We start from the raw sequence: 536 nt of genomic DNA, 5'->3' as shown, positions 1-536 counted from the left end.
CCCGATGCGCTTCGCCTGACCCACGAGCCTCTGGCCGATTGCGCCCGTTACGACAGCCTCAGGAGGGCAAGCTGATATGGAACGATCCCAAATCCTCGACATGATGGGCACGCTGAAGCTATTTGGTATGCGCAGCGCCTATGACGAGATCATGGCCTCCGGCATCAAGCGGCAGCACGAACCGCCGCGCATCGTCGGCGACCTGCTTCAGTCGGAGATCGCCGAGAAGCAGGCGCGCTCCATCAAATACCAGATCACCGTCCCCAAGCTGCCGCTGGCCAAGGACATCGACGACTTCGACTTCACCGACACGCCGGTCAACGAAGGGCTCGTGCGCCAGCTTGCGACAGGAGCCTTCCTCGCCGAGCAGCACAATATCGTTCTGGTCGGCGGAACCGGCACGGGGAAGTCCCACCTGTCCATCGCGCTCGCACGCGCCCTAATCCGCAACGGCGCACGCGGCCGCTTCTACAACGTCGTCGATCTTGTCAATCGGCTCGAGACAGAAGCGCGGAGTGGAAAGCAGGGGCGGCTGG

The 536-nt window shown here is 63.1% G+C and carries 1 protein-coding gene; it reads left to right on the top strand.

From position 1 onward, the window contains the following. Positions 1–76: 76 nt before the first annotated feature. Positions 77–536: ATP-binding protein (locus tag ASB65_RS22755; protein ID WP_162266796.1), on the top strand; the 460-nt coding region annotated here is incomplete at its 3' end.

This window comes from Agrobacterium tumefaciens str. B6, assembly GCF_001541315.1.
GTDB lineage: Bacteria > Pseudomonadota > Alphaproteobacteria > Rhizobiales > Rhizobiaceae > Agrobacterium > Agrobacterium radiobacter.
This window is presented reverse-complemented; position numbering and strand designations above follow the sequence as displayed.